Origin of the sequence: Roseomonas genomospecies 6, assembly GCF_008365375.1 — a bacterium.
Classification (GTDB): domain Bacteria; phylum Pseudomonadota; class Alphaproteobacteria; order Azospirillales; family Azospirillaceae; genus Azospirillum.
Genome location: NZ_QOKW01000021.1, coordinates 25351 through 44410 on the forward strand (window position 1 = coordinate 25351; position 19060 = coordinate 44410).

The 19060-nt window shown below is 69.0% G+C and carries 23 protein-coding genes; 16 read left to right on the forward strand and 7 right to left on the reverse strand.

Annotation, left to right across the window (positions count from 1 at the left end; translation table 11 throughout):
• Positions 1-139: 139 nt before the first annotated feature.
• Together DS843_RS22055 and DS843_RS22060 are read right to left on the reverse strand one after the other, a co-directional pair.
• Positions 140-1039 carry a DUF58 domain-containing protein gene (locus DS843_RS22055; RefSeq protein ID WP_149470988.1) on the reverse strand — a complete coding sequence of 300 codons (900 nt, stop codon included), beginning with the start codon at positions 1037-1039 and terminating at the stop codon, positions 140-142.
• A gap of 10 nt (positions 1040-1049) precedes the next feature.
• Positions 1050-2015, reverse strand: a complete 966-nt coding sequence (locus DS843_RS22060) for an AAA family ATPase (RefSeq protein ID WP_149471058.1) — start codon at positions 2013-2015, stop codon at positions 1050-1052.
• Positions 2016-2257: 242 nt separating this feature from the next.
• Here DS843_RS22060 and DS843_RS22065 point away from each other — a divergent pair, with 242 nt between their 5' ends.
• The 4 genes from DS843_RS22065 to DS843_RS22080 are packed head-to-tail and all read left to right on the forward strand — an operon-like array spanning position 2258 to position 5035.
• Positions 2258-2827, forward strand: a complete 570-nt coding sequence (locus DS843_RS22065) for a DUF1285 domain-containing protein (RefSeq protein ID WP_149470989.1) — start codon at positions 2258-2260, stop codon at positions 2825-2827.
• Positions 2824-3468 (forward strand): CoA pyrophosphatase, encoded by a 645-nt coding sequence (locus DS843_RS22070; protein ID WP_149470990.1) that lies wholly within the window; start codon positions 2824-2826, stop codon positions 3466-3468. The genes DS843_RS22065 and DS843_RS22070 overlap by 4 nt, the downstream gene beginning before the upstream one ends.
• Positions 3469-3480: 12 nt before the next feature.
• Complete coding sequence (locus DS843_RS22075; protein ID WP_149470991.1) at positions 3481-3771, forward strand: DUF6111 family protein; 291 nt, start codon at positions 3481-3483, stop codon at positions 3769-3771.
• A 25-nt stretch (positions 3772-3796) separates the two neighbouring features.
• Positions 3797-5035 (forward strand): CCA tRNA nucleotidyltransferase, encoded by a 1239-nt coding sequence (locus DS843_RS22080; RefSeq protein WP_149470992.1) that lies wholly within the window; start codon positions 3797-3799, stop codon positions 5033-5035.
• A gap of 10 nt (positions 5036-5045) precedes the next feature.
• Here the strand turns inward: DS843_RS22080 and hemF are convergent, their stop codons facing one another.
• Both hemF and DS843_RS22090 read right to left on the reverse strand, forming a co-directional pair.
• Positions 5046-5921 (reverse strand): oxygen-dependent coproporphyrinogen oxidase, encoded by an 876-nt coding sequence (gene hemF, locus DS843_RS22085; protein ID WP_149470993.1) that lies wholly within the window; start codon positions 5919-5921, stop codon positions 5046-5048.
• On the reverse strand, positions 5918-6403 hold the full coding sequence (locus DS843_RS22090; RefSeq protein WP_149470994.1) for a tRNA (cytidine(34)-2'-O)-methyltransferase: 486 nt from the start codon (positions 6401-6403) through the stop codon (positions 5918-5920). The genes hemF and DS843_RS22090 overlap by 4 nt, the downstream gene beginning before the upstream one ends.
• Before the next feature lie 256 nt (positions 6404-6659).
• On the opposite strand from DS843_RS22090, the gene petA reads away from it, so the two are divergent.
• The 4 genes from petA to DS843_RS22110 all read left to right on the forward strand — a co-directional run bounded on the left by petA (position 6660) and on the right by DS843_RS22110 (position 9967).
• Entirely contained in the window at positions 6660-7229 is a 570-nt protein-coding gene (gene petA, locus DS843_RS22095; RefSeq protein WP_149470995.1) for a ubiquinol-cytochrome c reductase iron-sulfur subunit, read from the forward strand.
• Between the two features lie 29 nt (positions 7230-7258).
• Positions 7259-8527 carry a cytochrome b gene (locus tag DS843_RS22100; protein WP_149470996.1) on the forward strand — a complete coding sequence of 423 codons (1269 nt, stop codon included), beginning with the start codon at positions 7259-7261 and terminating at the stop codon, positions 8525-8527.
• A complete protein-coding gene (locus DS843_RS22105) occupies positions 8527-9291 on the forward strand; it encodes a cytochrome c1 (RefSeq protein WP_149470997.1) in 765 nt (254 codons plus the stop codon). The genes DS843_RS22100 and DS843_RS22105 overlap by 1 nt, the downstream gene beginning before the upstream one ends.
• Before the next feature lie 124 nt (positions 9292-9415).
• Positions 9416-9967 (forward strand): DUF924 family protein, encoded by a 552-nt coding sequence (locus DS843_RS22110; protein ID WP_149470998.1) that lies wholly within the window; start codon positions 9416-9418, stop codon positions 9965-9967.
• On the opposite strand, the gene DS843_RS22115 is transcribed toward DS843_RS22110, so the two are convergent.
• Positions 9942-10511: a response regulator gene (locus DS843_RS22115; protein WP_286192254.1), complete on the reverse strand. Its 570-nt coding sequence runs from the start codon at positions 10509-10511 to the stop codon at positions 9942-9944. The two genes, DS843_RS22110 and DS843_RS22115, sit on opposite strands and share 26 nt — an antisense overlap.
• A gap of 181 nt (positions 10512-10692) precedes the next feature.
• Here DS843_RS22115 and DS843_RS22120 point away from each other — a divergent pair, with 181 nt between their 5' ends.
• The gene (locus DS843_RS22120) at positions 10693-11097 is read left to right on the forward strand and encodes a DUF423 domain-containing protein (RefSeq protein WP_149471000.1); all 405 of its coding nucleotides are present in this window, start codon (positions 10693-10695) and stop codon (positions 11095-11097) included.
• 19 nt (positions 11098-11116) lie between these two features.
• Here DS843_RS22120 and DS843_RS22125 read toward each other — a convergent pair whose 3' ends face one another.
• Positions 11117-11476 (reverse strand): ArsR/SmtB family transcription factor, encoded by a 360-nt coding sequence (locus DS843_RS22125; protein WP_149471001.1) that lies wholly within the window; start codon positions 11474-11476, stop codon positions 11117-11119.
• Between the two features lie 245 nt (positions 11477-11721).
• Here DS843_RS22125 and DS843_RS22135 point away from each other — a divergent pair, with 245 nt between their 5' ends.
• From DS843_RS22135 to DS843_RS22165, 7 genes are all read left to right on the forward strand, one after another.
• Positions 11722-11949, forward strand: coding sequence for a sulfurtransferase TusA family protein (locus DS843_RS22135; protein WP_149471002.1), 228 nt, complete (start codon positions 11722-11724; stop codon positions 11947-11949).
• Positions 11950-12117: 168 nt separating this feature from the next.
• A complete protein-coding gene (locus tag DS843_RS22140) occupies positions 12118-13047 on the forward strand; it encodes a histone deacetylase family protein (protein ID WP_149471003.1) in 930 nt (309 codons plus the stop codon).
• 156 nt (positions 13048-13203) lie between these two features.
• The gene (locus tag DS843_RS22145) at positions 13204-13458 is read left to right on the forward strand and encodes an exodeoxyribonuclease VII small subunit (protein WP_149471004.1); all 255 of its coding nucleotides are present in this window, start codon (positions 13204-13206) and stop codon (positions 13456-13458) included.
• 25 nt (positions 13459-13483) lie between these two features.
• A complete protein-coding gene (locus DS843_RS22150) occupies positions 13484-14350 on the forward strand; it encodes a polyprenyl synthetase family protein (RefSeq protein ID WP_149471059.1) in 867 nt (288 codons plus the stop codon).
• A gap of 9 nt (positions 14351-14359) precedes the next feature.
• The gene (gene dxs / locus DS843_RS22155) at positions 14360-16285 is read left to right on the forward strand and encodes a 1-deoxy-D-xylulose-5-phosphate synthase (protein WP_475849321.1); all 1926 of its coding nucleotides are present in this window, start codon (positions 14360-14362) and stop codon (positions 16283-16285) included.
• 235 nt (positions 16286-16520) lie between these two features.
• Complete coding sequence (locus DS843_RS22160; RefSeq protein ID WP_149471005.1) at positions 16521-17429, forward strand: histidine kinase dimerization/phosphoacceptor domain -containing protein; 909 nt, start codon at positions 16521-16523, stop codon at positions 17427-17429.
• Positions 17430-17518: 89 nt separating this feature from the next.
• Complete coding sequence (locus DS843_RS22165; RefSeq protein WP_149471006.1) at positions 17519-18262, forward strand: TlyA family RNA methyltransferase; 744 nt, start codon at positions 17519-17521, stop codon at positions 18260-18262.
• A gap of 9 nt (positions 18263-18271) precedes the next feature.
• On the opposite strand, the gene DS843_RS22170 is transcribed toward DS843_RS22165, so the two are convergent.
• Positions 18272-19000 carry an aspartate/glutamate racemase family protein gene (locus tag DS843_RS22170; RefSeq protein WP_149471007.1) on the reverse strand — a complete coding sequence of 243 codons (729 nt, stop codon included), beginning with the start codon at positions 18998-19000 and terminating at the stop codon, positions 18272-18274.
• Between the last annotated feature and the right edge of the window lie 60 nt (positions 19001-19060).

Consider the following 19060-nt stretch of genomic DNA (forward strand, 5'->3'; position numbering starts at 1 on the left):
TTGGGTGGTCGGGTCGGGCCCCCACCCAACCCTCCCCCACCTGCGGCGGGGGAGGGCTTGAGAACCTGCCCCCGCCGCAGGTGGGGGAAGGAGGGGCCCACGCGCAGCGTGGGAGGAAGGGGGCGCGGTGCCGCCACCTCTAAACCGCCTCCCGCGCCAACGCACCCCACAGCCCGAGCAGGGCGGTCTGGGGCGGGCGGTCGGTGCGGTGGACGGCGTAGGTCCAGCCGGCGGCGCGGGCCAGGGCGTCCAGACCGTCCTGGTGGGCGCGCAGCCGCTCCAGATAGGTCTGGCGCACCGCCTCCACGCGGGGCACCAGCAATTCCTCCTCGCCCTCGAAGCCTTCGAACTCGACGCGCCCCTCGTAGGGCAGGGTCTCCTCCGCCGGGTCGAGGATCTGGAGCAGATGGCCGCGCACGCCGCGCCCGGTCAGGGCGGCCACGGTCTCGTGGATTTCCGGCAGCGGCGACAGCAGATCGCCCACCAGAACCACCTGGGCGTGGCGGGGCAGCGGCTCGGGCCGCGGCAGCGCGTCGGGGGAATGGGCGTTGCGCGGGTCGGTCATCTGGCCGGCCATGCGGTTCAGGGCGAACTTGCCGTGGTCCGGGCGCTGGCCGGAGTTCAGCAGGCCCACCCTCTCGCCGCCGCGCACCAGAAGCACCGCGGCGGCGAGCGTCAGCAGGTCGGCGCGCTCCCGCTTGGTCGGCAGGGCGTTGGTGGACCGGTAATCCATGGAGGGCGAGCGGTCGCGCCACAGCCAGACGGTCTGGGCGGCCTCCCACTCGTTCTCGCGCACATAGACGGGTTGGGTCTTGCCGGATTGCCGCCAGTCGATCATCTGCGGCGAATCGCCGGGCTGGTATCGGCGGAACTGCCAGAAGGTCTCGCCCAGCCCGACGCGCCGCCGCCCGTGCACGCCCTGCGCGACCGTCGAGGCGACGCGCTCCGCAGCGACCAGAAGCGGCGGCAGGGTGGCGGCCAACCCCTCCGCGCGCTGCTGCGCCCGCAGGGTGGTGGCGCCGAGAGTGGGAGTGGCCATCGGCAGGTCCTTACGACAAGGGGGCGCAGAGGCGGTTGATGATGTCGTCCAGGGTGATGCCGTCCGCCCGCGCGGCGAAGTTCAGCGCCATGCGGTGCCGCAGCACCGGCTTCGCCAGGGCCATCACGTCGTCCAGCGACGGCGACAGCCGCCCGTCCAGAACGGCGCGGGCGCGGGCGGCCAGCATCAGCGCCTGGCTGGCGCGCGGGCCGGGACCCCAGGCGACGTGGCGCTGCACCTCCGGCACGTCGGTGGTTTCCGGACGGCCCCGCCGCACGAGGTCGAGGATGCCTTCCACCACCCCTTCGCCGACCGGCACGCGGCGGACCAGCCGCTGCGCCGCCTGGAGGTCGGCGGGGGAAAGCACCGTCACCGCCTGCTCGTCCAGGGCGCCGGTGGTGGCGATCATCATGCGCCGCTCGGCGTCGCGGTCAGGATAATCGACGTCGATCTGCATCAGGAAGCGGTCGAGCTGCGCTTCTGGCAGCGGGTAGGTGCCCTCCTGCTCCAGTGGATTCTGGGTGGCGAGGACGTGGAAGGGCTGGGGCAGGGCGTGGTACTGGCCGGCGACCGACACGCGCCGCTCCTGCATCGCCTGGAGCAGGGCGGACTGGGTGCGCGGGCTGGCGCGGTTGATCTCGTCCGCCATCAGGAGCTGGCTGAAGACCGGACCCGGAATGAAGCGGAAGGACCGGCGGCCCTGCTCGTTCTCCTCCAGAACCTCCGACCCCAGGATGTCGGCGGGCATCAGATCGGGCGTGCACTGAATGCGCTTCTCCGCGAGGCCCAGGACGGTGCCCAGCGTTTCCACCAGCCGCGTCTTGGCGAGGCCGGGCACGCCGATCAGCAGGACGTGGCCACCGGCCAGAAGCGTGATGAGCGTGAGGTCGATCACCTCCTGCTGGCCGAAGATGATGCGCCCGATGCGGTCGCGCACATGGGTCAGCCGGCCGCCGAGCGCCTCGATCTCCGCCATGAGCTGATGCGGATTCTCGGTGGCGGGAAAGCCCTGGCCCGGATTGGCGCCCGGATTGACGGCGTCGGTTGCGCTCACGTCTCTGCTCCCGTTTAAGACCATGCAGTCATGACCCCTGGGGTCGGAACGGCCGTCGTGGCAATTGCGCCAGTCTGGACCTATGTGACGAGTATGGCGAAATTACGTTGCGCGGCCAGTTCCCACTGTGCCCCCTCATGCCCGAAAAGACGAGAAGGCCAGCGATGAAGGTCGGCAATGAACGGTCGAATGACAAGCGCCCAGGTGGAGAGAGCGGCGAAAGCCTGCCCGGCGGTTTGCAACCGACCGCCAGGGAGCAGCGTTTCGACATCCGCATCGCCCGCGACGGCACCTGGTTCCACGAGGGCGACCCGATCCGGCGCATCGAGTTGGTGAAGCTGTTCGCCACGGTTCTGCGGCGGGACGAGGCGGGCGATTTCTGGCTGGTCACGCCGGTCGAGCGCGGGCGCATCGTGGTTGAGGACACGCCCTTCATCGCCGTGGAAATGGTTGCAAGCGGAGATGGAGACGAACAGACGCTGTCGTTCCGTACAAATTTAGACGAATGGGTGGAATGCGGGCCGGAACACCCGATAAGGGTTGTGCACAATCCTGAAAATGGAGAACCGACGCCCTATATCGTCATAAGAAATGGTTTGGAAGCGCGAATTCTTCGGTCGGTCTACTACGAAATGGTGGACCGGGCCGTTGCGCGCGGCCATGATGGGGAAACCGAGGTGGGAGTATGGAGCAGGAAGGCCTTCTTCGCGCTGGGCAAGCTGCCTGGAGAGTGAGTCTCGACGAGGTCCGAAAGCGCTTTCCGGGAAGCGCCACGGCCAGCCTGCACCCCGTCAAGGTGCGCGGCGACCATGATCTGAATCCCGGATTCCAACCCTCCACGGGCAAGCTGCGGGAGGCCGCGGTGCTGGTTCCTCTGGTGGACCGCCCGGAGGAGCCGACGGTCATCTTCACCCAGCGGACCGCCAACCTGACGGCCCACGCCGGCCAGATCAGCTTTCCCGGCGGCCGGATGGAGAGCGCGGACCGCGACCCGGAAGACACCGCCCTGCGCGAGACGGAGGAGGAGATCGGGCTGAACCGCAGCCGGATCGAGCTGCTGGGCCGGCTGGACACCTACGTGACGCGCACCGGCTTCCGGGTGACCCCGGTGGTCGGGCTGGTGCGCCCGCCCTTCGACGTGATTCCCGACCCGACCGAGGTCGCGGAGGTGTTCGAGGTTCCGTTGGCTGCCATCCTCGACCCCACCAACCCGCAACGCCACAGCCGCGAGTTCCAGGGCGCCCAGCGCTATTTCTACGCCTTCCCGTATCAGCAGCGCTTCATCTGGGGGGCGACGGCGGGGATGCTCGCCAATCTCTGCGACGTCCTGCGCGCCGACCGGCTGGGCGACCTGCCCACCGGCGGAACCCGGTAGGGCGGTGGCGCGGTGCTGCGTATCTTCCTGACGGTCATCCTGCCTCTGGTCCTGCCCACGGTCGGCTATGCCCTGTACGTGTTGGTGGTCGAGCGCCGCCGCCGGGAGGCTGAGGAGGCGCACAACCCGGCCCCCTGGTGGGCGGCCGCGCCCTGGCCCTGGCTGGTGCTGGGCGGGGTGGCGGCGATGGCGGTGACGCTGGGCTCCGTCGCCCTGACCAGCGGGGTGCCGCCGCACACGCCCTACACCCCGGCGCACGTCGAGGACGGGCGGGTGATCGGCGGCGGGGCTTCTAGCAATTGAGCGTCCCGCGGGCTAGCCTGCCGCCATGACCGTCAACGCCCGCATCGCCCTTCAGCCCTGGATGACCGCGCCCGAGACGCGCGCCGTGTTCGAGGCCCTCGCCGCCGGGGGCGCGGACGCGCGCTTCGTCGGCGGCTGCGTGCGCGACGCGTGGCTGGGTCGCAGGGTGAAGGACATCGACATCGCCACCCACGCCCCGCCGGAGCGGGTGATGGAGTTGCTGAAGGCCGCCGGCATCGCCGCCATCCCCACGGGGATCGAGCACGGCACCATCACCGCCGTGGCCGGGAAGGCGCATTACGAGATCACCACGCTGCGCCGCGACGTGGAGAATTTCGGGCGCCACGCCCGCGTGGAGTTCACCGACGACTGGCGGGAGGACGCGGCCCGGCGCGACCTGACCATGAACGCGCTGAGCTGCACGCTGGAGGGCTGCGTCTACGATCCGTTCGGGGGGTTGGGCGACATGGCCGCCGGGCGGGTGCGCTTCGTCGGCGACCCGCGCCAGCGCATCGAGGAGGACGTGCTGCGCCTGCTGCGCTTCTTCCGCTTCCACGCCCATTACGGGCGCGGCGCCCCGGACGAAGCGGCGCTGGCCGCCTGCACGGAGATGGCGCCCCGCCTGCCGACCCTGTCCGGCGAGCGGGTCCGGGGCGAGTTGTCCCGGCTGCTGGCCGCGCCCGACCCGGCGCTGGTCTGGGACCTGATGATCGAGCGCGGGGTGATGGCCCACCTGCTGCCCGACGCGGTTCGCACCGTCCGGCTGGACGGGCTGGTCCGGCTGGAGCATGACCTGGGCGAGCCGACTGAGGCGGTGCGCCGCTTCGCCGCCGTTCTGGACACCGACCGGGCCGGTGCGCTGGCCGTGGCGCAAACGCTGCGCCTGTCCAACGCCGACCGCGACCGCCTCGCGGCCTTGACGGAGCCGCCCATGGCCGTCTCCCCGTCCGACGGGCCGATGAAGCGGCGGCAGGCTCTCTACCGGTTGGGAGACGCCGGGCTGTACCGCGACCTCGCGCTTCTGGCGGCGGTGGACGCTCCCGGACCGGTGGCGCTCGATGCGGTGAAGGCGGCGCTGGCGACGGCGGAGGAGCTGCCGTCCCTGACGCTTCCCATCGCCGGGCGCGACCTGCTGGCCATGGGAATGCAGCGCGGCCCGGCGGTGGGCGCGCTGCTGAAGCAGGTCGAGGCGTGGTGGATCGCCGAGGACTTCCGGCCGGGGCGGGAGGCGTGCCTGGCCGAGGCGGAAAGGCGGATGGGCTGAGGCAAAGCCGCTACGGCCACTTCACCTCCGGCGGCATGCTCATCAGGATGGCTTCGGTGTTGCCGCCGGTCTTCAGGCCGAAGGTCGTGCCGCGGTCGTAGAGCAGGTTGAACTCGACGTAGCGTCCGCGGCGGATCAACTGGTGCTCGCGCTGCTCCGGGGTCCAGGGGCGGTTCATGTGGCGGCGGACCAGGGCGGGGAAGACCTCCAGGAAGGCCAGCCCGACGTCGCGGGTGAAGACGAAATCGGCCTCCCAGTTCCCGGAATCCAGATTGTCGTAGAAGATGCCGCCGACGCCCCGCGCCTCGCCCCGGTGCGGCAGGAAGAAATAGCGGTCGCACCACTCCTTGTAGCGCGCGTAGCAGGTCGGGTCGTGGCGGTCGCAGGCGTCGCGGAAGGCGGCGTGGAAATCGGCGGTGTCCTGCTCGTCGGGCACCATCGGGGTCAGGTCGGCGCCGCCGCCGAACCAGCCGATGCTGGTCACGATGTGGCGCGTGTTCATGTGGGTGGCCGGAACCAGCGGCGAGCGCATGTGCGCGACGAGGCTGATGCCCGAGGCCCAGAACCGCCCGTCTTCCGCAGCACCTGGGATGTTGGCGCGGAATTCGGGGCTGAAGGTGCCGTGCACGGTGGAGACGTTGACGCCCACCTTCTCGAACACGCGGCCCCGCATCACCGACATCACGCCGCCGCCGCCCTCGCCGCCGCCATGGTCCGGGCGCTGCCACGCCTTGCGCTCGAAGCGGCCCGGCGGCAGGTCGGAATGGGTGCCGGTCAGCTCGTCCTCGATCCGTTCGAACTCGGCGCAGATGCGGTCGCGCAACTCGGCGAACCAGGCGCTGGCCTGTGCCTGCCGGTCGGTGGCGTCGGGAAGGGAGGTGGTCATGGGCGGGCGTCCGGGCTCGGTCGGTGCAGAGGTCGGGGCAGTGCGGCCGTCTGCCGCATGGCCTCACCCAACACCATCGCGGCACTCAGCGCAACATTCAGCGACCGGGCGGGCGGTTTCAGGGGAATGACCAGCCGGGCGTCGGCGGCTTCGTGCACCTCCTCCGGCACGCCGGCGCTCTCGCGCCCGACCATGATGCGGTCGTCCGGGGCGAAGGCGAAATCGGTGTAGGGAACGGCCCCGCGGGTGGTCAGCAGCACCAGCCGCCCCGCCTGCGGCAGCGCGCGGTAGGCCGCCCAGGAGCTGTGCCGGACCAGGGAGAGCTGGTCGATGTAATCCATCCCGGCCCGCCGCAGCTTGCGGTCGTCCAGCACGAAGCCGCAGGGCTCGATCAGGTCCAGCGGCACCCCGAGTCCCGCCGCCAGCCGCATCAGCGTCCCGGCGTTCTGGGGAATGTCGGGTTCGAAGAGTACGAGGCGCATGAAATTCCCTTGTTGTTCAGCGAAGTCTAATGGTGCACCGCGAAGCGCGACAAGTTGTCCGATGACAAAGCCTTTTCAAGGCGCTGCCGCGACTGTATACCGCACCCCGGATACCCGGGGCATACAACCCCGGCCGACGCGGCGCGCCCACGCCCACCCAGTGAGCGGACACGCCCGTCAAGTCGTGATAAACACTGGTCCACGTGTCATAGGGCGCTTCGGCGCGCCGCCGTATGCCTTGAGGAGATTAACGCTTATGGCTCAGACCACGCATCCGCCCGGGACGGGTGCCCACGCGGCCCCCGGCGGCGAGGGAGCTTCCCGCCGTGATTTTCTCTACCTCGCCACCGGGGCCGTGGGTGCCGTTGGTGTCGCGTCCGCCGTCTGGCCGTTCATCGACAGCATGAACCCGGCCGCCGACACCCTCGCGCTGGCTTCGATCGACGTGGATCTGGCCCCGGTCCAGGAAGGCCAGGCGATCACCGTCACCTGGCGTGGCAAGCCGGTCTTCGTCCGCCACCGCACGGCGAAGGAGATCGAGGAGGCCCGCACCGTCAACCTCGGCGACCTGCGCGACCCGGCCGCCGACGACACCCGCGTCAAGAAGCCGGAATGGCTGATCGTCATCGGCATCTGCACGCATCTCGGCTGCGTCCCGCTGGGGCAGAAGCCGACCGATCCGCGCGGTGAATACGACGGCTGGTTCTGCCCGTGCCACGGCTCGCACTACGACACCGCAGGGCGCATCCGCAAGGGTCCCGCCCCGGCCAACCTCGTCGTTCCGCAGTACGCTTTCACGAGCGACACCGCGGTCCGGCTCGGCTAAGCGGCCCTTAAGGTTCTGGAGACCCCAAGATGGCTCAGGCTCACGCCCCCCAGTTCAAGAATCCCGTCGTGAAGTGGATCGACAGCCGCCTGCCGATCTTCACGATGCTGGACCATGAGTACAACCAGTATCCGATGCCCCGGAACGTCAACTATCTGTGGGCGTTCGGTGCCATCGCCGGCATCATGCTGGTCATCATGATCGCCACCGGCCTCGTGCTGGCGATGCAGTACGCCGCGCACACCAGCATCGCCTTCGAGTCGGTGGAGCGCATCATGCGCGACGTCAACTACGGCTGGCTGCTGCGCTACGTCCACGCCAACGGCGCGTCGATGTTCTTCATCGCCGTCTACATCCACATGTTCCGCGGTCTCTACTACGGCTCCTACAAGGCGCCGCGCGAGATCCTGTGGATTCTCGGCGTGCTGATCCTGCTGGCCATGATGGCCACCGCCTTCATGGGCTACGTGCTGCCGTGGGGCCAGATGAGCTTCTGGGGCGCCACCGTCATCACGAACCTGTTCTCGGCCTTCCCGCTGGTCGGCGACCCGATCGTGACCTGGCTGTGGGGCGGCTTCTCGGTCGACAACCCGACGCTGAACCGCTTCTTCGCGCTGCACTTCCTGCTGCCGTTCGTGCTGCTGGGCCTGGTGATCCTCCACACCGCCGCCCTGCACGTCTCCGGCTCCAACAACCCGCTGGGCATCGATCCGAAGGGCCCGCAGGACACCGTGCCGTTCAACCCGTACGTCACGATCAAGGACGGCTTCGCGGTCGTCGTGTTCCTGATCTTCTACGCCTCCTTCGTCTTCTTCGCCCCGAACTACCTCGGCCACCCGGACAACTACATCCCGGCCAACCCGCTGGTCACGCCGGCCCACATCGTTCCGGAATGGTACTTCCTGCCGTTCTACGCGATCCTGCGCGCGATCCCGGACAAGCTGGGCGGCGTGCTCGCCATGTTCGGCGCCATCGCGGTCCTGGCGGCCCTGCCGTGGCTCGACACCTCCAAGGTGCGGAGCTGCAAGTTCCGTCCGATCTACCGCCAGTTCTTCTGGATTCTCGCCATCGACGCCCTGGTCCTGGGCTACGCCGGCGCGATGCCCGCGGAAGGCGTGTGGCTGCTGATCGCCCGCATCGGCACGGCCTACTACTTCTTCCACTTCCTGATCCTGCTGCCGCTGCTGGGCAAGCTGGAGCGTCCGCTGCCGCTTCCCGCCAGCATCTGCGAACCGGTTCTGAAGGGCGGTGGCCGCGTTGCCGCCGGCGCCCATGCCAAGCCCATGGAGAAGGCATAATGCGCTCTCTGAAGTCTGCCATCCTCTCCGCGGCCTTCGCCCTGGGCCTGGCCGGCGCCGCGCAGGCGTCGGAAGCGGTGCACATCCCCAAGCAGGAGTGGTCGCACAGCGGCGTCTTCGGCACCATCGACCGGGCGTCTGCGCAGCGCGGCTTCCAGATCTACAAGGAAGTCTGCGCCACCTGCCACTCGGCCAAGCTGGTCCCGATCCGGACGCTGGCCGGCATCGGCTTCAACGAGGACGAGCTGAAGGCCATCGCCGCCGGCTATGAGGTCCAGGCCGGTCCGAACGACGCGGGCGAGATGTTCATGCGTCCGGGCATCCCGGCCGACCGCTTCCCGTCGCCGTTCCCCAACGACAACGCCGCCCGCGCCGCCAACAACGGCGCCCTGCCGCCGGACCTTTCGCTGATCGCGAAGGCCCGCGTCGGCGGCGAGGACTACCTGTACGCCTTCCTGACCGGCTTCGAGGAGAATCCGCCGGAAGGCGTGACCCTGATGCCGGGCATGAACTACAACAAGTACTTCCCGGGCCATCAGGTGGGCATGCCCAACATCCTGATGCCGGACGGCGTGTCCTACGCCGACGGCACCCCGGCGACGGTGCAGCAGCAGGCCCACGACATCAGCACCTTCCTGACCTTCATCGCCGAGCCGCACATGGATGCGCGCAAGCAGATGGGCGTGAAGGTGATCCTGTTCCTGATCGTGCTGGCCGGCCTGATGTACGCCACCAAGCGCAAGCTCTGGAGCACCCTGCACTGAGCTGTGTCCCCGGACGCGGTTTCATGCCGGATTCAAGACTGGACAGGGCGCCCTCGGGCGCCCTGTTCTTTTTGTGGCCCTCCGTTCCTTATGGACGGCCCATTCCCATTCGAAGGTGGTGCAGATGGTGGACAGGCTGATCGACGAGATCGTGGATTTCTGGTTCGACGAGGCGATGAAGCCCTATTGGTTCCGCCGGTCCGACAGCTTCGACCGGACGGTGCGCGACACGCTGCTTCCTCACCACGAGGCCGCGGCGGAGGGCCGGTACGATCACTGGCTGGAGGATGTGGACGGCTGTCTGGCGCTCTGCATCCTGCTGGATCAGGTGCCGCGCAACGTCTTCCGCGGCACGCCGCGGGCCTTCGCGACCGACGCCAAGGCGCTGGCGGTGGCCCGCCATGCGGTGGAGCAGGGCTACGACCTGGAATGCAACGGGGACGAGCGGATCTTCCTCTACCTGCCGTTCGAGCATCAGGAGGACCTGGATTGCCAGGAGCTGTCCTGCACCCTGTTCCGGGAGCGGGTCGGCGACCCGGAGACCGTGCGCTACGCCGAACGCCACCGGGACATCGTCGCGCGCTTCGGGCGCTTCCCCCACCGCAACGCCATCCTGGGCCGCGACACGACGCCGGAGGAGGCCGAGTTCCTCAAGGAACCGGATTCGTCCTTCTGAGCCCGCCGTTCTCGCGGGCGACGGGCTCCAGCCAGCGCGCCAGGGCGGACAGCAGCTCGGGGCGGCGCACCGGCTTGAGCACGTAATCGTTCATGCCGGCGATCATGCAGCGGTCGCGGTCCTCGGCGAAGCCGTGGGCGGTGACCGCGATGATCGGCACCGTGGCCCGGGGGCCGGGCATCGCCCGGATGGCCCTGGTCGCGGCGATCCCGTCCACCTCGGGCATGGCGACGTCCATCAGCACGGCGTCGTAGGGGACGTCCGCCGAGGCGACGGAGGCGATGGCTTCCGCCCCGCCGTCCGCCGTGTCCACGGAGAACCCGACCTTGCGCATCAGCGCCGCGGTGAGAATCCGGTTGGTGGGGCTGTCGTCCACCACCAGCAGATGGCCGCCGCGCGCCCGCGCCCAGCCGGTCAGCCAATCCTCCACGGAAGCTGGAGGCGCGATGGAGGGCACCGACGCGGCGTGGCGATCCTCGGCCGGGGGCACCGGATCGACGTGGCAGGTGTCATGCGCCTGCCGGTGCAGAATGTTGCGGTCCACCACGAGCCTTTGGCATTTTGCAAATCAATTTGCGCCGAACCGCAGCGGACTCCCCGTTTCCACGGGCAGCCGGCGGCCGGCAGGCCGGTTCGCAGCAAAGGACGGGCCAAGCGGGTGCGAGGTCGAACTTTTTCGTCGCCAGCGCCGAAAGGCGCGACGGCGACCAGGGTGGAGAGGAAACATGGGACTGGTTGATCGGCTCTGGGTGGCCTTCGCGGCCCTGAACGGCGCGGTGGCGGTCGGGGCCGGCGCCTACGCCAGCCACGGTCTGGCGGACGCGCCGCGCGCTCAGGAGTTGTTCCGGCTGGCCGGGCAATACCAGATGTGGCACGCCCTGGCGCTCGTCGCTCTGGTCGCCCTGCTGCGCACCGCCGAAGGGCCGGCGCGGCTGGCGCTGCGCCTGTCGGGATGGCTGTTCGTGGCCGGAATCCTGCTGTTCAGCGGAACGCTCTACGCCACCGCCACCGGCGGGCCGTTGCCCATCGCCATGACGGCCCCGACCGGGGGAAGCGCCTTCATCCTGGGCTGGCTGATCCTGGCGCTGGCCGCTCTGCTGTTCGGGCGCCGCTTCCCCGGGCGGGTTTGAGCGGGGGCGTGAAGGGCACTCAGGCCGGGGCGTTGGTGGGTTCCTCGGCTCCGGCGGGGGACCCCTCGTCCTTCTTGCGGGCGGCGGGGGCGCAGAACAGCTCGTGCAGCGTGGCCATGATGGTTTGCGCCTCGTGCCCGTTCAGCGAGTAGTAGATGTTCTGGGCGGCGCGGCGCGTCCGCACCAGCTTGTCGCGGCGCAGGCGCGCCAAATGCTGGGACAGGGCCGACTGGCTCAGATCCACCAGCTCTTCCAGTTCGCCGACCGACTTTTCACCCTCGCTCAGGTAGCACAGGATGAGCAGGCGGCGCTCGTTGCTCATGGCCTTGAGCAGCGTGCTTGCCCGCCGTGCGTTGTTCTGCAGATCGGCAATGTTCATGAAACGACCGTTTCTGTCGGCGCCAAGCAACAGCGAACCGTTGCGCTCGAATCGTGCGCCGCCGGACCGCCGTTTATCGTTCGTGTTCAATCATATGGAAGAGTGTATCGCGCTGTCTACCCGTGGATGTCCCGTAGTCGTAAGAATATTCCCCGCTTTGCAGGGGCATCGTCCGGCGGAGTTGAGGGGGCGCCGCAGCCGTTCTAGAATCGCCCCGACGGTGCCCTCAAGGAGTGCAGAAAACGATGGCCGACCAGACGCTTGACGCCAAGGGGCTGCAATGCCCGCTGCCGGTGCTGCGCGCGCGCAAGGCGCTGAAGACGGTCCCCGCCGGGTCGACGCTGATCGTCGAGGCGACGGACCCCAGCGCGCCCAAGGACTTCGCCGCCTTTTGCGAGGCCACCGGAAACCGGCTGGCCTCCAGCACGGAGGAAGGGGGCGTCTACCGCTTCGTGATCGAACGTTGCGCCTGACAATGCCGTGGCGGTGCAGGCGCGCACGTTCACCGCGAAAAGGGGGTGGCGGCGGCGGTTGGGGGGATGTGACGATAAGCCCCGGAATCAGCCTGTACTTTCATTAGCGATCCAGGAACAATAGACGCAGGGAAATGCCTCGAACACGAACGAAAAAGACAGAAAAGCATGTTCACCACCCTGTTCACCCACGCCGCCTGCCTGGACCACGACACAGGGCTGGGCCATCCGGAATGCGCCGACCGGCTTCGTTCCGTGCTGGCGGCTCTTGAAACCGAAGAATTCTACATGCTCGAACGGCAGGAAGCGCCGCTCGCCACCATCGAGCAACTCTCCCGCGCCCACCCGCGGGAGCATGTGGAAAGCGTCCTCTCCTTGGTGCCGGAGCAGGACCACGCGGGAATCGACGCGGACACGGTGATCTCCCCCGGCTCGGGCGAGGCCGCCCTTCGCGCCGCCGGTGCCGTGATCGCGGCGGTGGATGCGGTGGCGTCGGGCCATTCGCGCAACGCCTTCTGCGCCGTCCGCCCGCCGGGGCACCATGCCGAGTACGAGAAGGCCATGGGCTTCTGCCTGTTCAACAACGCCGCGGTCGGCGCCTACCACGCGCGGGCGGTGCACGGGCTGCAGCGGGTGGCGGTGATGGATTTCGACGTCCATCACGGCAACGGAACGCAGGACATCTTCCAGCGCGATCCGGACATGCTGTACTGCTCCACCCACCAGTCGCCGCTCTACCCCGGCACCGGCGACGCGGCGGAGAAGGGCGAGTACGGCAACTGCATAAACGCGCCGCTCGCCGCCATGTCGGGATCGCCGGAGTTCCGGCACGCGATGACCCACATCATCCTGCCGGCCATCGACCATTTCAAACCCGACCTGCTCATCATCTCCGCCGGCTTCGACGCCCATTCGCGGGACCCGCTGGCCGGGCTTCACCTGACCGACGACGACTTCGCCTGGGCCACGCGCAAGCTGGGCGATCTGGCCCGCACCCATTGCGGCGCCCGCATCGTGTCGGTGCTGGAAGGCGGCTACAACCTGCGCGCCCTGGCCTCGGCCACCGCGGCCCATGTGCGCGAACTGATGTACTGCTGAGCTTTCCGAATCTTCCGGCCGAATCTTCCGGCTAGGCCCGTGGTGGGAGCGTAATACGCCCGCCGCGGGCCTTGCGCATTTGGGGGCCGGACCATAATTTCGGGTTTCGGTCCCATCGCGGGCACCCCATCGTATGGATCACTGGCCGGATGGATCATGGCTGACCTCGCTAAAATTCCCCCCGACATCGCCGCCCTCAGCTTCGAGGACGCGCTGGCCGAACTGGAACGCATCGTGCGCCAACTCGAGGACGGGCGCGGCAAGCTCGACGACGCGATCTCCTCCTACGAGCGCGGCACCGCGCTGAAGCGGCATTGCGAGGCGAAGCTGCGCGAGGCCCAGGCCAAGATCGACCGCATCACCGTCGCCGCCGACGGCGCCCTCGGCACCGAACCCGCCCGGATCGACTGACGTGCAGACCGACCTCAAGACAGCCATGGCCGACATGGCGGCGGATGTGGAGCGTGCGATCCTGCACCTCCTGCCGACCACCGACCTTCCCGAATCGCGCGTGCTGGAGGCGATGCGCTACGGCTGCCTGAACGGCGGCAAGCGGCTGCGCCCCTTCCTGGTCTGCCAGTCCGCCGCCCTGTTCGGCGTCAACCCCGATTGCGCTCTGCGCGTCGCCGTCGCCGTGGAATTCGTGCACAGCTATTCGCTGATCCACGACGACCTGCCGGCGATGGACGACGGCGACCTGCGCCGCGGCCAGCCGACCACGCACCGCAAATTCGACGAGGCGACCGCCATCCTGGCCGGCGACGGCCTGCTGACCTACGCCTTCGAGGTGCTGGCCGATCCGGCGACCCACGAGGACCCGCATGTGCGCTGCCAGCTCGTGGCGGCGCTCGCCAAGGCGGCGGGACCGCACGGCATGGTCGGCGGCCAGATGCTCGACCTGATCGCCGAGCACGAGACCTTCGACCTCGGCACCACGACGCGGCTCCAGCGCATGAAGACCGGCGACATGATCGCCTTTTCCTGCGAGGCCGGCGGCATTCTTGGCAAGGCCTCGCCGCCGCAGCGCCACGCGTTGCGCGCCTACGCCCACGACCTCGGGCTGGCCTTCCAGATCGTGGATGACCTTCTGGACGTGGAAGGGACGGAGGCCGAGACCGGCAAGTCGGTCGGGCGCGATGCGGAGGCCGGGAAATCGACCTTCGTGTCCATCCTCGGCCGCGACCGCGCCCGCTCCCAGGCCGGGATGCTTGCCGTCCAAGCCAAAGCGCACCTGGAGATCTTCGACGGGCGTGCCGATACCCTCAAAGCGGTCGCCGACTTCGTCGTCGCGCGGCGGACCTGAACGGAGGACGTGCTGAACGTGACCCCGAACGACAAGACGCCGCTTCTCGACCTCGTCCACACCCCCGCCGACCTGCGCGCGCTCAAGCCCGAACAGCTCCGCCAACTGGCCGACGAGCTGCGCACCGAGACCATCAGCGCGGTGTCGGTGACCGGCGGGCATCTGGGCGCCGGGCTGGGGGTGGTCGAACTGACCGTCGCCTTGCATTACGTGTTCGAGACCCCCCAGGACCGTCTGATCTGGGACGTCGGGCACCAATGCTACCCGCACAAGATCCTGACCGGCCGCCGCGACCGAATCCGCACCCTGCGCATGGGTGGCGGGCTGTCGGGCTTCACCAACCGGTCGGAAAGCGAATACGACCCGTTCGGCGCCGGCCACAGCTCCACCTCCATCTCCGCGGGTTTGGGCATGGCGGTGGCGCGCGACCAATTGGGCCGCGACAACCATGTGATCGCCGTGATCGGCGACGGCGCGATGAGCGCCGGCATGGCCTACGAGGCGATGAACAACGCCGGGTCGGCGAACAGCAAGCTGATCGTCATCCTGAACGACAACGACATGTCCATCGCGCCCCCGGTCGGCGCGATGAGCGCGTACCTGTCGCGGCTGATCTCCTCCAAGCCTTACCTGTCGTTGCGCCATCTGGCGAAGGACATCGCGGAGCAGTTGCCGCGCCCGCTGCGCACGGCGGCGCGCCGGGCGGAGGAGTACGCCCGCGGCATGGTCACCGGCGGCACGCTGTTCGAGGAGCTGGGCTTCTACTACATCGGCCCGATCGACGGGCACAATCTGGACCATCTGCTGCCCGTCCTCCAGAACGTGCGCGACGCCGACGACGACAAGCCCGTGCTGATCCACGTCGTCACCAAGAAGGGCAAGGGCTACGGCCCCGCCGAGGCGTCCGCCGACAAGCTGCACGCGGTGGCCAAGTTCGACGTGGTCACCGGCACCCAGGCCAAGCCCAAGTCCAACGCCCCGACCTACACCCGCGTCTTCGCCAACGCCCTGATCGCCGAGGCCGAGCGCGACCCGGCCATCCTGGGCATCACCGCCGCCATGCCGTCCGGCACCGGGCTCGACCTGTTCGCCCAGCGCTTCCCGTCCCGCTGCTTCGACGTCGGCATCGCCGAGCAGCACGCGGTGACCTTCGCCGCCGGGCTCGCGACCGAGGGCTTCAAGCCCTTCTGCGCGATCTACTCGACCTTCCTGCAGCGCGCCTACGACCAGCTCGTCCACGACGTGGTGCTGCAACGCCTGCCGGTGCGCTTCGCGCTCGACCGCGCCGGTCTGGTCGGGGCGGACGGGGCGACCCACGCCGGGGCCTTCGACGTGGCCTATCTGGGCTGCCTGCCCGACATCGTGCTGATGGCCGCGGCGGACGAGCTGGAGCTGATGCACATGGTGGCGACCAGCGCCGCCATCGACGACCGCGCCTCGGCGCTGCGTTACCCGCGCGGCGAGGGGGTGGGGCTGGAATTGCCGGAGCGCGGCGCGGTTCTGCCCATCGGCAAGGGGCGGATCGTCCAGGAAGGCACCAAGGTGGCGATCCTCAGCTACGGCACGCGCCTGGGCGAGGCGCGCAAGGCGGCGGCGGAGTTGGGGGCGCGGGGCCTGTCGACGACGGTGGCTGACGCCCGCTTCGCCAAGCCGCTGGACGAGGAGCTGGTGCGCCGGCTGGCGCTGGAGCACGAGGTGCTGATCACCATCGAGGAGGGCTCGGTCGGCGGCTTCGGCAGCTTCGTGCTGCAGTACCTTGCGATGGCCGGGCTGTTGGACGGCGGGCTGAAGATCCGCCCGATGGTCCTGCCCGACCGCTTCCTCGACCATGACAACCCGGCCAAGCAGTACGAGGAGGCCGGGCTCGCCGCCCGCCACATCGTCGCCACCGCCTTGCAGGCGCTGGGGATCGAAGCGGCGGCGGTGCGCGCCTGAAGCCGGAAGGAAAGCGCTCCCGGTCGAGCCTGGACGAAGGGGCTAATGCCATTAGCCTAAGGTCGGGCGGGGCGCTTTCTCTGGTGTGGTTGGGACCGCTGTCTTACAATTCGAAAACAATAGTTAATGAACGATCCGGCAGGACTGGGTGTTGTCTGATATGCCTCAGGTGTTTGCAGCGGGTGCTGGGCGCGCATCCGACGAGAATGGCGCTTCGGCTCCGGACAGCCAGGGGATGTTCCGGTCCATCGTGGAGGCGTCTCCGACGCCGACGGCGGTGATCGACGGGGCGTCCTTTCGCTGTCTCTACGCCAACGCGACCATGCGCGCTCTCGGCCTGGGCCCGGGGCACCCGTTGGCGGACCGCTTCCCGGAGGCTTCCGCCGAGCGGCTTGCCGAGACCCTGCGCAACGGCGAGAGCGCCCGCCTGCGCCTCACGGGGCCGGAGGAGGTGTCCTGGAGCCTGAGCCTGACCGCTCTGGACGGCGGGCCGTCCCTGCTGGTCACCCTGCGCCCGTCCGAAGCGGAGTCGGGCGAAACCGCCCATCATCACGCGCGGGAGGTCAGCCACCGGGTCAAGAACACGCTCCAGCTCGTGTCGAGCCTGCTGACGCTCCAGACCCTGTCGGCCAAGGACCCCGACATGCGCCGGGCCTTTCAGGAGGCTTGCGGCCGCATCGGCACGGTGACCCAGGCGCATCAGCGCGTTCACGCCGCCGCCCGCGGAAGCCTCGTCGATTTCGGCGCTTACCTGAGCGACGCCTGCCGGGAGATGGAGAATCATTTCGCGGTCGGCGGGCCGGAACGCCGCATCACCGTGACCGTGGATCAGGCGATGCTGCCGGTGGATTCGGTGATCCCGCTCGCCCTGATCGTCAACGAACTGGTCGGCAACGCCACCAAATACGCCTACGCGCCGGGCAGTCCCGGGGAGATCGAGGTCAGCCTCGTGCCGCGGGAAGAGGGCGGACGCCGTCTGACCGTCGCCGACCATGGGCGCGGCCTGCCGCCGGGCTTCGAGGTCGCGCGGGCCGACTCGCTGGGCATGAAGGTGTCGCGGGCCTTCGCCGGGCAATTGAAGGGCAAGCTGCGGGCGGAGCCGAACGTCCCCGGCGCACGCTTCGTCCTGGACCTGCCGTTCTGACCCTTCTTCGCCTGTGACGGCTCTTCGCCTCTTGCCGAACGCCGCGTCCTGCGCCATGCATCCACCCGCTTTGATGACGGAGTCGTGAGATGGCGCGGGTGCGTGCGGACGTGGCGCTGGTGGAACGGGGGCTGGCCGAAAGCCGGGCCAAGGCGCAGGCGCTGATCCTGGCCGGGCTGGTCTATTCCGACACGAAGCGCATCGACAAGGCCGGCGACCAGCTCGCCGAGGACGCCCCTCTGTCCGTGAAGGGGCAGGACCATCCCTGGGTGTCGCGCGGCGGGCTGAAGCTGGTGAAGGGGCTGGACGTCTTCGGCATCGACCCGACCGGCCTGACCGCCATCGACGTGGGCGCCTCCACCGGCGGCTTCACCGACGTGCTGCTGACCCGCGGTGCCGCGAAGGTTTATGCGGTGGACGTTGGGCACGGGCAGTTGGCCTGGAAGCTGCGCAACAACCCGCGCGTGGTGGTTCTGGAAAAGACCAACGCCCGCCACCTGACCAGCGCCGAGATTCCGGACCCCGTGGACATCGTGGTGTGCGACGCCAGCTTCATCGGGCTGGAGGTGGTGCTTCCGGCGGCGCTGACCCTGGTCGTGCCGGGCGGGCGGCTGGTCGCCCTCATCAAGCCGCAGTTCGAGGTCGGCAAGGGCCGCGTCGGCAAGGGCGGGGTGGTGCGCGAGCCGGAACTGCACCAGGAGGTCTGCGACCGCATCCGCGCGTGGCTCGACGCGCTGCCGGGCTGGCGGGTTCTGGACGTGACCGAAAGCCCGATCACCGGCCCCGAGGGAAACAAGGAGTTCCTGATCGGGGCGGTGAAGGACCGGGGCTGACGGCTCCGCTCAGTCGTCCAGCGCGAAGGCCACGGCGGCGGCGGCGTGGAGCGCCGTCGTATTGAAAATCGGGAAATCCGGACGGTCGGCCTGATCGACCAGCAGGAAGATTTCGGTGCAGCCGAGAATCACCCCCTGTGCCCCTTCGGCGGCCAGCCGGTCGATGATATCCAGGTAACGCGCCTTGGACTCCGGACGCAGATCGCGCCGCACCAGCTCGTCGAAGATGATGCGGTCCACCGCGGCCTTCTCCGGATCGGAGGGCACCAGGATTTCCACCCCGAAACGCTCCTGGTAGCGGCGGTGAAGATCGTCGGACAGCATCGTCGGCATGGTGCCCAGCAGAGCGACCCGAGACAGGCCGGCGTCCCGGATCGCCGCGCCGGTCGGATCGGCGATGTGGATGAAGGGCGTGGCGCGCTCGGCCATGATCGGCTCGACCACGCGGTGCATGGTGTTCGACACGCACAGGATCACGTCCGCCCCGGCGCGCTCCAGCGCGTCCACCTTGCCGGACAGGTAGCGGTGCGCGGCCTGCCATTCGTTCTGCCGGACGAAATGCTCGAAGTTGCCGAAATTGACGCTGACGATGACGATCTCGCCGTTGTCCCAGCCGCCGAGCCGGGCGTTCAGCCCTTCGTTCAGCATGCGGTAATATTCGGCGGTGGCCTGGTTGCTCATGCCGCCGAGGACGCCGATGGTCTTCTGGGGCAGGGGCCGGGCGGCTGGTTTCGTCATGTCGTGATCCCGTCGGTTGAGGCGGCGGATGATAGAGCGGGCGGGAGGACCCGCCAACCG

Excerpts from the sequence above, each read along its gene's own strand:
- DS843_RS22055 (WP_149470988.1), bottom strand. The coding sequence starts at position 1,039 with ATGGCCACTCCCACTCTCGGCGCCACCACCCTGCGGGCGCAGCAGCGC.
- DS843_RS22060 (WP_149471058.1), bottom strand. The coding sequence starts at position 2,015 with ATGGCGGAGATCGAGGCGCTCGGCGGCCGGCTGACCCATGTGCGCGAC.
- DS843_RS22065 (WP_149470989.1), top strand. The coding sequence starts at position 2,258 with ATGAAGGTCGGCAATGAACGGTCGAATGACAAGCGCCCAGGTGGAGAG.
- DS843_RS22080 (WP_149470992.1), top strand. The coding sequence starts at position 3,797 with ATGACCGTCAACGCCCGCATCGCCCTTCAGCCCTGGATGACCGCGCCC.
- hemF (WP_149470993.1), bottom strand. The coding sequence starts at position 5,921 with ATGACCACCTCCCTTCCCGACGCCACCGACCGGCAGGCACAGGCCAGC.
- DS843_RS22090 (WP_149470994.1), bottom strand. The coding sequence starts at position 6,403 with ATGCGCCTCGTACTCTTCGAACCCGACATTCCCCAGAACGCCGGGACG.
- petA (WP_149470995.1), top strand. The coding sequence starts at position 6,660 with ATGGCTCAGACCACGCATCCGCCCGGGACGGGTGCCCACGCGGCCCCC.
- DS843_RS22100 (WP_149470996.1), top strand. The coding sequence starts at position 7,259 with ATGGCTCAGGCTCACGCCCCCCAGTTCAAGAATCCCGTCGTGAAGTGG.
- DS843_RS22105 (WP_149470997.1), top strand. The coding sequence starts at position 8,527 with ATGCGCTCTCTGAAGTCTGCCATCCTCTCCGCGGCCTTCGCCCTGGGC.
- DS843_RS22110 (WP_149470998.1), top strand. The coding sequence starts at position 9,416 with ATGGTGGACAGGCTGATCGACGAGATCGTGGATTTCTGGTTCGACGAG.
- DS843_RS22120 (WP_149471000.1), top strand. The coding sequence starts at position 10,693 with ATGGGACTGGTTGATCGGCTCTGGGTGGCCTTCGCGGCCCTGAACGGC.
- DS843_RS22125 (WP_149471001.1), bottom strand. The coding sequence starts at position 11,476 with ATGAACATTGCCGATCTGCAGAACAACGCACGGCGGGCAAGCACGCTG.
- DS843_RS22135 (WP_149471002.1), top strand. The coding sequence starts at position 11,722 with ATGGCCGACCAGACGCTTGACGCCAAGGGGCTGCAATGCCCGCTGCCG.
- DS843_RS22140 (WP_149471003.1), top strand. The coding sequence starts at position 12,118 with ATGTTCACCACCCTGTTCACCCACGCCGCCTGCCTGGACCACGACACA.
- DS843_RS22145 (WP_149471004.1), top strand. The coding sequence starts at position 13,204 with ATGGCTGACCTCGCTAAAATTCCCCCCGACATCGCCGCCCTCAGCTTC.
- DS843_RS22150 (WP_149471059.1), top strand. The coding sequence starts at position 13,484 with ATGGCCGACATGGCGGCGGATGTGGAGCGTGCGATCCTGCACCTCCTG.
- DS843_RS22160 (WP_149471005.1), top strand. The coding sequence starts at position 16,521 with ATGTTCCGGTCCATCGTGGAGGCGTCTCCGACGCCGACGGCGGTGATC.
- DS843_RS22165 (WP_149471006.1), top strand. The coding sequence starts at position 17,519 with ATGGCGCGGGTGCGTGCGGACGTGGCGCTGGTGGAACGGGGGCTGGCC.
- DS843_RS22170 (WP_149471007.1), bottom strand. The coding sequence starts at position 19,000 with ATGACGAAACCAGCCGCCCGGCCCCTGCCCCAGAAGACCATCGGCGTC.